11 protein-coding genes and 1 pseudogene are annotated in these 9,141 nt (G+C 30.3%); 2 read left to right on the plus strand and 10 right to left on the minus strand.

Features of this window, described 5'->3' with window-relative positions:
• Positions 1–64: 64 nt before the first annotated feature.
• Positions 65–463 (plus strand): transposase, encoded by a 399-nt coding sequence (locus AXG55_RS15125; RefSeq protein ID WP_148698802.1) that lies wholly within the window; start codon positions 65–67, stop codon positions 461–463.
• Positions 464–500: 37 nt separating this feature from the next.
• Here the strand turns inward: AXG55_RS15125 and AXG55_RS03505 are convergent, their stop codons facing one another.
• From AXG55_RS03505 to AXG55_RS03525, 6 genes and pseudogenes are all read right to left on the minus strand, one after another.
• Complete coding sequence (locus tag AXG55_RS03505; protein WP_148696749.1) at positions 501–1,196, minus strand: hypothetical protein; 696 nt, start codon at positions 1,194–1,196, stop codon at positions 501–503.
• Positions 1,197–1,961: 765 nt separating this feature from the next.
• On the minus strand, positions 1,962–2,822 hold the full coding sequence (locus tag AXG55_RS03510; protein ID WP_233231345.1) for an Rpn family recombination-promoting nuclease/putative transposase: 861 nt from the start codon (positions 2,820–2,822) through the stop codon (positions 1,962–1,964).
• A gap of 317 nt (positions 2,823–3,139) precedes the next feature.
• The gene (locus tag AXG55_RS03515) at positions 3,140–4,102 is read right to left on the minus strand and encodes a HipA domain-containing protein (RefSeq protein ID WP_233231441.1); all 963 of its coding nucleotides are present in this window, start codon (positions 4,100–4,102) and stop codon (positions 3,140–3,142) included.
• Entirely contained in the window at positions 4,057–4,203 is a 147-nt protein-coding gene (locus AXG55_RS14800) for a hypothetical protein (protein ID WP_233231346.1), read from the minus strand. Before AXG55_RS14800 ends, AXG55_RS03515 begins: the two co-directional genes overlap by 46 nt.
• Positions 4,200–4,481, minus strand: coding sequence for a helix-turn-helix domain-containing protein (locus AXG55_RS03520; RefSeq protein ID WP_233231347.1), 282 nt, complete (start codon positions 4,479–4,481; stop codon positions 4,200–4,202). The genes AXG55_RS14800 and AXG55_RS03520 overlap by 4 nt, the downstream gene beginning before the upstream one ends.
• A gap of 244 nt (positions 4,482–4,725) precedes the next feature.
• Positions 4,726–5,052, minus strand: a pseudogene (locus tag AXG55_RS03525) (Rpn family recombination-promoting nuclease/putative transposase); the annotation flags it as partial.
• Between the two features lie 382 nt (positions 5,053–5,434).
• On the opposite strand from AXG55_RS03525, the gene AXG55_RS03530 reads away from it, so the two are divergent.
• Positions 5,435–5,881: a ricin-type beta-trefoil lectin domain protein gene (locus AXG55_RS03530; RefSeq protein WP_233231348.1), complete on the plus strand. Its 447-nt coding sequence runs from the start codon at positions 5,435–5,437 to the stop codon at positions 5,879–5,881.
• A 36-nt stretch (positions 5,882–5,917) separates the two neighbouring features.
• On the opposite strand, the gene AXG55_RS03535 is transcribed toward AXG55_RS03530, so the two are convergent.
• The 4 genes from AXG55_RS03535 to AXG55_RS03550 form a co-directional block, all read right to left on the minus strand.
• A complete protein-coding gene (locus AXG55_RS03535) occupies positions 5,918–6,580 on the minus strand; it encodes an IS3 family transposase (RefSeq protein ID WP_148696754.1) in 663 nt (220 codons plus the stop codon).
• 124 nt (positions 6,581–6,704) lie between these two features.
• The gene (locus AXG55_RS03540) at positions 6,705–6,884 is read right to left on the minus strand and encodes a transposase family protein (RefSeq protein WP_148696755.1); all 180 of its coding nucleotides are present in this window, start codon (positions 6,882–6,884) and stop codon (positions 6,705–6,707) included.
• Between the two features lie 382 nt (positions 6,885–7,266).
• Positions 7,267–8,028 carry a DUF3800 domain-containing protein gene (locus tag AXG55_RS03545; RefSeq protein ID WP_148696756.1) on the minus strand — a complete coding sequence of 254 codons (762 nt, stop codon included), beginning with the start codon at positions 8,026–8,028 and terminating at the stop codon, positions 7,267–7,269.
• Positions 8,029–8,073: 45 nt separating this feature from the next.
• Positions 8,074–8,982 carry a tyrosine-type recombinase/integrase gene (locus tag AXG55_RS03550; protein WP_233231349.1) on the minus strand — a complete coding sequence of 303 codons (909 nt, stop codon included), beginning with the start codon at positions 8,980–8,982 and terminating at the stop codon, positions 8,074–8,076.
• Between the last annotated feature and the right edge of the window lie 159 nt (positions 8,983–9,141).

Consider the following 9,141-nt stretch of genomic DNA (forward strand, 5'->3'; position numbering starts at 1 on the left):
TTTTGTATATGGAGCATTCGATCCTATTTCTAATAAATTAATAATAATAGAAAATTAGAGTAAGATTAATACAGAATTTGCTTGCAAAATATTGCACAAAATAAGATATCAATATGGTTCAGAAAAGATAAGTATTGTTTTGGATAACTCAAGGTACCAGCATTGTAAACTTGTTAGAAATTGTGCATCACGACTTGGAATCGAATTTATATTTCTTCCTTCGTACTCTCCAAATTTGAATATAATTGAAAGATATTGGAAATATGTGAAGAAAAAATGTTTAAACTCAAAATATCACATGAGTTTTTTTTTATTTAAAGAGGCAATTAAAAATAGCTTGCATAAAACAAATTTTGATAAGGAAACTAGAGATGAGCATTATTTCATTAATGCAGTCAAATTTTCAGGAATTCAAAGAATCTCAACTTCTAGCCGCCTGGGGTATAGCTTCTGGGGTTGGTAGCAATACCAACCTTTCCTTGTAATTTTTATTTTCTTTTTTAAATATCATTAATATTAAGCATATATAATGTAACTAGTCCATCAGGGTCAGAATAATAAGTAGAATGTAAATAATAAGAACTATAAATTGAATATGAAGCAGAATAAGGATAAGAAGATGAATAATAATTATAAGATGAAGAAAAAGAAGAAGGGATTATTATTCTATAATGAAATTGTCCATTCTGAATAGCGGCTAACTTTTTAAATTCTTGGACAACGGAATTTCCAAGTTTAGAAAATCGCAATAAGTCATTTTTATTTAAAGTATTATCTTTTTTATCAACTGAAAATAAAATAAAATCTATTTTATCCAAACCATTTTTATCAAAAAACGTGTCATAGGTATTTAAAACTCCGCAAAGCAAGTATTCGCCCGCTTCAATATTCATATCATCTTTAGGTTTAAAAGTTTTTACCTTGGGATTTTTTCTTAAATTATAGCAAGAGGTATTTCCAATAACAATGCGGCGCTCTAATTCGTTTGCTTTTGATTCTAAATTATGAAGTGATAAATTTTGAGAATCATTCTCTGCTAAGTTAGAAAATGCCGATTGAAGTTTTTTAAAATCTTCCTTTAAATTTGCGATATCAAGATTAAGCTCTTCAGTATTGACATTTGCAAATGTGTTCGTTGAAAAACTGGCAGCTGAACTTATGCTAAGTAAAACAGAAAGTAATTTATTTTTTTTCATGAAAATTCCTTAATTTTTAAGTTGAAATAGTATAAATATTTTTATTTAAATAAAATTTTTCATCATTCAGAAATGGAATTAATTTTAATTCCATTTCTGAAATTTTAAGATTATGCGCGTCGAGTTTAATTTCTTTTTTATTTTAAAATCGATCAAGATATTTATTAATTTTTTCTTAGCTTAAATTAACATTATATTTTTCCTTTTCTGATTTTATTAAGTATTTCAAAATATTCAATTCAGTTAATTGGTTATAAATATCTTTTTCTATTTATAGACGATCTTACTGATGAATAAAATAAGTTCATCTTTTGATTTTTTATTTATTTTGAGTATGAAAAGAATTTTAAAACTAATCACAATGTTTTATTTTTATCAATAAAACAAAATATAAAATATATATTTAAAATTTTATGTCAACAAATAAAGTAAAATATTTTATTTTTAATAATATATAATTATATTTATTTTTCCTTCTATATCTATGCTGTTGAGTCTTTTTTTTGAAAATTTAAACCTTCTGTTTAGTGAGACGAAGAAAATTTGTGCGAATTATTTAAATGTTTTTTAGTCTTGCTTCATATTTTGCGATAGCTATGGGATCGTTTATCAGATTTTCAGGAATTTTTTCTACTTCTATATATTTTATTGTCATATTTTAATTTTCCCAATGCTAGAATATTTTATTTAATTATTAAAATGAAATGAACTAGGTAAAATGAATTTAAAATTGAAAATGAATGAGCCCAGATTTGGGCTTTGCCTTCAAAGTTTTTCGAGTTCATCCGCCGTGAGACCAGTGACTTCAATGACAGTATTCATAGGAAGCCCCATGCTTTTCATTTTTTTTGCTGTTTCAAATTTCTCATTAGTTTTCCCAATTTCGATACCTTCATTTTTCCCCTTAGTTATCCCAATTTCAATACCTTCTAGCAACTTCGTTTCCAAAGAGGTATTTAAATCATGAAGATATTTTTGTCTTGCTTCGTATTTTCGGCGCTCAACGGGGTTTTGACTAATATATTCGAGAGTTTCAAACGCTTTTTGAATGTTAGGGTTGTCCATTTTTATGACCTCCTTTTTGGAAATTCCTTTGAGAAAGTGCATCCACTTGTCTAGGTTATTATAGTAATTTTTTGGAACTTTGGGAACTTCTAAAAATACAAATTCCAGATCTTCGGAAAATACCCTATATGTTTTTTTATCGAGTAGTCCTATATTGGTAATAAACTCTTCTTTTTCTTTAAAAAAATTGAAGTTTAAAACGTGAATGCAAATGGAAGGGCATAAATAACGGTAAGATTTTCCTTCACTTAATTGTTGTTCATAGAGTTTTGCCCAATAATATAAGCAACGTTTCTCATATTCACCGGTATTGAGCATTTGCATTTCCAGATTGAGGAAGGAACCGTTGTTAAGTTGGGCAAGAACGTCTAAGCGTGATTCTTTATCATATTGACTATCCTTAGTAATTTCATTATTTAAAAACGTAACAGATTTTATTTTTTTGTCATCACTCTGATTTAAAATACTATTTACAAAATCTATAAATATATTCTCGTTTTCTCCAAATATTCTTTTAAAAATATAATCATTCTTGACATCTAAAATTTCTATATTTTCCAAAACAAATTCCTTTGTAAATAAACAAAACTCATGTTTGTTTATTTAAATTCCATAGCAAATTTATTTTGTAAAATAAGGGGGGTGATCAGAAACTGGACAGGTTTATATAAAGTATAATTTAATTCGAGTTTTATATTCTTAATTTTAAAAATTTACCTTTAACTAAAAATAATATAAAAAAAATTATTTCGAAATATTAAGATTCGATGAATTTAAAATTAAAAATATTTGCTTCAAAAATAATCATTTTTTTGGAAAATATTTCATATTCTTGCATTATATTAATCCTGTAAATAATATTTTTTCTTTTCATAAAATTAAAATTTAAGACGATCACTTCTTTCCGCAATCATTTCCAAATATTCTTTTTGCATATTTTTTGGTATAAAACTTTTTTCTATAATTTTGGATAGTTCATTTTTTTTGGATAAAAATTTATTCATAATAAATTGAAATGTTTTTTTTGGTATTCCTATATTTTCAGATAAAATTTCAAAGTCTTTTCGTTTTAAATTCGATTTTTTGCCATTTACACTTAAAACAAGTTCCTCACTATCTTCTTTTTCTGAAATGAGAAGGCGAGTGGCAAGGAGATCGTACGCGGGAGAAAGTCGAATAATATTTTTGGGCGTGGTAATTAAGGAGAAATTTTTTAAGTGCATATCTGCATTTCCCGTAAGAAATGAAAATATTGTCACTTCAAGATAGCGCAATAAGTCATCGCCTGGATAAGAAGAATATTTTTTAATTATTTTTGCTGTTCTTTCTGCGGTACTTTTGTATTTTTGATCTGTCATGAGTTCTGACAGTTGACACAAGTCTTCGCAAGCAATTTTTTCTTCGTCCATACGATCGAATCTTTTTGTTACATAAGCAATTCCATCATTTTTTAGTAAAACTAGACCATGCTTTGCAACTTCAATTCCACAGATTTTAGCAAGTTGCATTGTTAAACATTCTAACTCAGGCATAAAAGGATATTCCTGAGTGGGTGGTTTTAATATAAATTGACCAGAAAGAGCGCCTACAATTGTCATTCGGGGAGGTGAATTTTTTTCATTTAAATGAATTTGAAGAGAAAGTTTTTTTTGAACTCCAGGAATTGTAAGGCGTTTATTTATAATATTTAAAGCTAATTTTTCTAAATCATTTTGATTTATTTCAATGGTTGGGATTTGTAAAATTCCAAAGAGATCGAGGCAGCAAGATTTATGGTATACTTCCTCATGATCATTTAAAATATCAAAACAGATGGCACCGCATTTTTTATAGCTAAATATTCTTCATTGTAGGTAAAAATATATTTTCCTTCATTTGTTTCTTTAATAATTCCTGCAAAATGATGAAAGTTAAAAACTTTTCCTTGTCTTGTCATATTCAAAGTTCCACTTCTTCGCGATAAGGAGTGGGTTCTAATCGGGCTCCTAAATAGTTTAGTACTTGATTTACTTTATCCATCCGTAATGATTGTTTTCCCAGTTCTAATTCTTTTAAAAATCGCAACCCCACTCCCGTGCGAAATGAAAATTCATATTGAGTGTAGCCAAGGAATTTTCTTTTTTCTCTTACAAATTTTGCTGTAGGGGTGTTAGATTTTTCAATTTCTTTAAGATTTCTTCGAGGAGCACGTTTTGTTTTGGGAGTTGATTTTAAGGACATACGGCAGACCTTTCGCAATTGGCATCCCTTCATTATATACCCTATCAGGTAATAAAACAACTCTATTTTAATTTTAAACCCTTTTAGGGTTATAAAATGTTTAAAAATTTGACTTTATATCCTTAAAGGGTATTAGATTGACATTTAATACCCTAAAAAAAGTATTAAATTAGAGCAGTCTTTTTGGAGTATTATTTAGGCAGTTTTATAGTTAATTTTTAAGTTCGTCTAAATTATATTTTATTCAAAGTTTTTCGAGTTCATCCGCCGTGAGACCAGTGACTTCAATGACAGTATTCATAGGAAGCCCCATGCTTTTCATTTTTTTTGCTGTTTCAAATTTCCCCTTAGTGATTCCAATTTCGATACCCTCTTCTTTACCTTCCCTGCGCTGCGTTTCCATAGCGGTATTTAAATCATGAAGATATTTTTGTCTTGCTTCGTATTTTCGGCGCTCAACGGGGTTTTGACTAATATATTCGAGAGTTTCAAACGCTTTTTGAATGTTAGGGTTGTCCATTTTTATGACCTCCTTTTTGGAAATTCCTTTGAGAAAGTGCATCCACTTGTCTAGGTTATTATAGTAATTTTTTGGAACTTAGGGAACTTCTAAAAATACAAATTCCAGATCTTCAGAAAATACCTTATATGTTTTTTTATCGAGTAGTTGTAACGGCGCGCATTCCTAGGAGCATGGGCGCACGCTTATCCGAAAATTTGGGCGCAAATTAATTGAAATTATCGTTTTGCTTCGGCGCACTTTAAATGAAAACGAGAGAATCTCGGCGCACGCTATTTGAAATCGGGCGCACGATAATTGAATTTATAAATAATTGAAAAAATAAATCATCATTCTAATAAGATAGACAATAAATTGACGCTAGTCTTTTTATTATTAAATAATGATTCATAATATTTCGTCTTCAGTAAAAAACCAATTTAGGAGAATTAAAATGTTATTTAAGAATCATTTCATCGCGAAAATAACCTGTGCATTTTCTCTCATCTCTTTTTCATTAGCAGCACATGCTTTTACACTCCGTGGATTTAATGGAAAATGTCTCAATGTAATTGATAGCAATGTACAAAATGGAACTCCTGTAGTGATGTGGGATTGCAATGGCAGTCAAAATCAAAGTTGGAGCTTTAATAATGGCAAAATTATTGGACTTGGAGGTAAATGCCTTACAGTTCTGAATGATATTGCCTTTAATGGCGCTCCTATTGTCACATGGGATTGTGGCAAATCTCAAGCTCAAAATTGGGTATTTAATAACAACGCAATCGTTGGAAATCTAGGCAAATGTATTGATGTGTGGGTAAGAAATAGCGTAAACGGAGCGGCTGTTGTTCACTACGATTGTCATGGTGATTTCAATCAACAATGGTCAATTCAGTAATTCTTACAGTCTACCTTGATCTTGTAATGGGCATTGTTACACTTTTTTAGGTAAGTTCAAACTATTGCTCATGCTTTGATGAAAATGATTTAATTTTAAATATTTTCTAACTTCTTTGCTTGAATATTGCGATCCTTTGTCACTATGAAAAATTATTCCATTTGGAAAATGAGACCTTTTTTTGTATGCCATGTTTAGCGAATTCAAAACAATTTCTCTTTTTAGATTATCTTGCATGCTCCAACCAATGATTGCTCTTGAAAAAGTATCCAATATTATACACAAATAAACCCAGCCTTCTTTTGTTGGAATATATGTAATATCGCTGGTCCAAAGTTCGTTGGGCTTATAGGAAGTAAAATCTCCTGAAATTAAATTCGGAAAATGCATTGCTTGCTTATCAACCTTTGTTGTTGTTTTAAATTTAGGCTTGCCGACCCCATTCAGATTTAGTTTCTTCATAATCTTGGATATGCGTTTTTGCCCAACTTTAATAAATGATTTTTTAAGAGCGGATAAAATCCGCCGTCTTCCATATGTACCTCTTGAAGAAGTATGTATTTTTTTTATTTCTTCTTCAAGGCTAAACTCAAAGTGATGATTTTTATCTTTACACTCAAACCATTTATAAAATCCACTCTTAGAAACGCGCATAACTTTACAGAGCAAATATACAGGATAATTTTCCTTCTCTAGCATAACAAACTCGAATTTTAATCGAGCTGTTTTGCAAAGAAGGTTGCCGCCTTTTTTAGGATTTCATTTTCCTTTTTTAAAAGTTCGTTTTCTCGCTGTAGTTTTTTTAATTCATCAGGGTTTTTCATTAAAAATTTAACTTATTTTTATCTCCAATAGAACGATTCCAACTATTTAGAGTGGGGTAAGATACTCCAAACTCTCTAGCTATTTGAGCCATGTTTTTAGGACTATTTTCTAAAACTTCAAGAACTTGGTTCTTAAACTCGAGAGAATATTGACTTTTAACTGATTTCTTCTTTACCATTGGACAACCCTTCTATATGAACGACTAAGTTCATAGCACATTGTCCACCAAAAGGAATCACTTTAAGGTTCTTTTGCATATGTGTCAATATATCTAATTCAGGAATTTAAAATTAGCACAATTGAATTAATTAACTTTGCGCAATTAGGGAAGAGTATGTTTAATTATATTGGGGTATGTTTTTTAGTACTTATTGTTTTAAAGGTTCTCAAACTTAGATTATGAAGACTTTGGTTTAAAAATGCTCTTCCTTTATGTAGATCCGGACAAAGAGATATCTTTTCTATTGACATTTCAAGTCTATTTGCCGATAATATGGATAAGTGGATTGGGGTGTCCCAGTCGGCGTAAAAGCCTCGGTTTATCCGGGGCTTTAAGCTTTTTAAGGGAAGTATTTAATACCTAAACCATTGTAATCCTTGTTCTCATTTCTTAATAATTTATCTTCTACCACTCTAAATGCCTGATTATCTTGATTTTTATTTAAACAATACCTGCCTATTGGATGAGCTATAAGATCGGCGATTTGAAGCCCTGTAGAATTGGTTTTTTTATCCGCAATATGGATTTTAAAATCAGCATTTTTGGGCATAAAAGCTGTTCCAGAATCAATCAAACGCCTAAATTCAAGTTCTAGTTCATCATCTTCTTTTTTTCCACGCGCTTCAAAAACAATATGTGTTGTCGAGTTTAGATTCTTTTCGTCAATACTTTTTAGATATCTGTAAAGACGTTCAATACAAAATTTTAAAGAAATATGATATGGGTTATCAGGTTTTGAGTATTTATTCTTCAATTCCGCTTTATTTATAACACAGCTAATGATTTTAAAATCAATCTTTTTAATAATACTGGTTACATCAGTTAGAAACTTTTTTTCAATTGATTTATCATTTAAAAATAAAAAATTATGAGTTCTTTTTCTAATTTCATGAGAATGTAAAATAATATTATCATGCCCAAAATATTTAAATTTTAATTCGTTAATTTTTTGTATGATAGAAGAGGAATAAGTCTCCTTCTTAAAAACACAGAAACATAAAACAAATATAGGGTAATTAGGATCGATTGATTCCAAACTATGATCGCCACTTTCATCCGCATAAACAATATAGTCAGAAAATGCGTTTAATTTACTTTCCATTTAATAAAATTCCCCTATTATATTTCATATTCAAAAAAAAATAATTCATTCTCCAAACTCATTCAATGAACTGCTTTCCAGTTGCTCCGCTAGTTGTTCTTTAGAAGCCTGCGTATACCTTGCCGTTGTATTTAAATTGCTGTGTCCAAGCAAATTGGAAAGCTCAACAAGTTTTTTATGATCGTTATAAAATGCTGTTGCAAAGGTATGTCTTAACGTATGAGCTGAACCTTCACATTTTGCTTTATCCATAATTTCAGAAACAATTTTTTGGAGAGCCCTTTTTGTCAGGGGTTTTCCCGTACTTGATGTAAAAAGAGACGATGAGCTTCCAATTCGTTCCTTTAAATAATCTTGAAGAGCTTTTCGGATGCTGGCGTTTAAGGGAACAGAACGCGCTTTTCTCCCTTTCCCATCTCTGATGCGGACTTCACCAGAGCGATCATACAAAGAGACATTGACAAGTTCGAGAGATTCCACTTCTCCTATACGTAAACCAGCTTGGAGCATCAGTTGAATTAGAGCATAATTTCTAATTCCCTGTTTTCCTTTCCCTGCAATAGTGAGAACTTTATGCAAATCTCCTTTTGCCAGGCTTTTTGGTTTTAAGATCTTTTGTAAGGTTTTTAGTTTTATCGTTGTTGTGGGATCTTGCTTGATGATTTGTTCCTTTAAAGCCCAATTAAAAAAGCGGCGGAGGCTTTGAAGTTTGCGGTTGATGGTCGTTGCGCTATTTTTTTCTATTTTATCGAGGAAGCCACGAAAGCGTTGCAAGGAAAACGAATCAATTTCTGCTATCATGGTATTTGGATAGAGATGATCTATCCATTCGCTAAATTGCTTAAGATCAAAGAGGTAACTCGTGACGGTGTTTTTCGCATGGTCCTGTTCCAAGAGCCAGTGCTCAAATCCACTCAAACAATTTTTTAAAGTAGGTTCTTTGTTTTTGATCATTATGTGAACTTTTACCCCCCAAGTTAACATCCCGTACGATAGTACACATAAACTATAAAAATTTCCAAAAAAAGTACACATAAGGATAATTATATGTACTTGTAGCGTTACATGTCAAGAATTCATACAATTTTGGGCCAAGGTAAAAATTGTTATTAT

Source organism: Silvanigrella aquatica (assembly GCF_001907975.1).
GTDB lineage: Bacteria > Bdellovibrionota_B > Oligoflexia > Silvanigrellales > Silvanigrellaceae > Silvanigrella > Silvanigrella aquatica.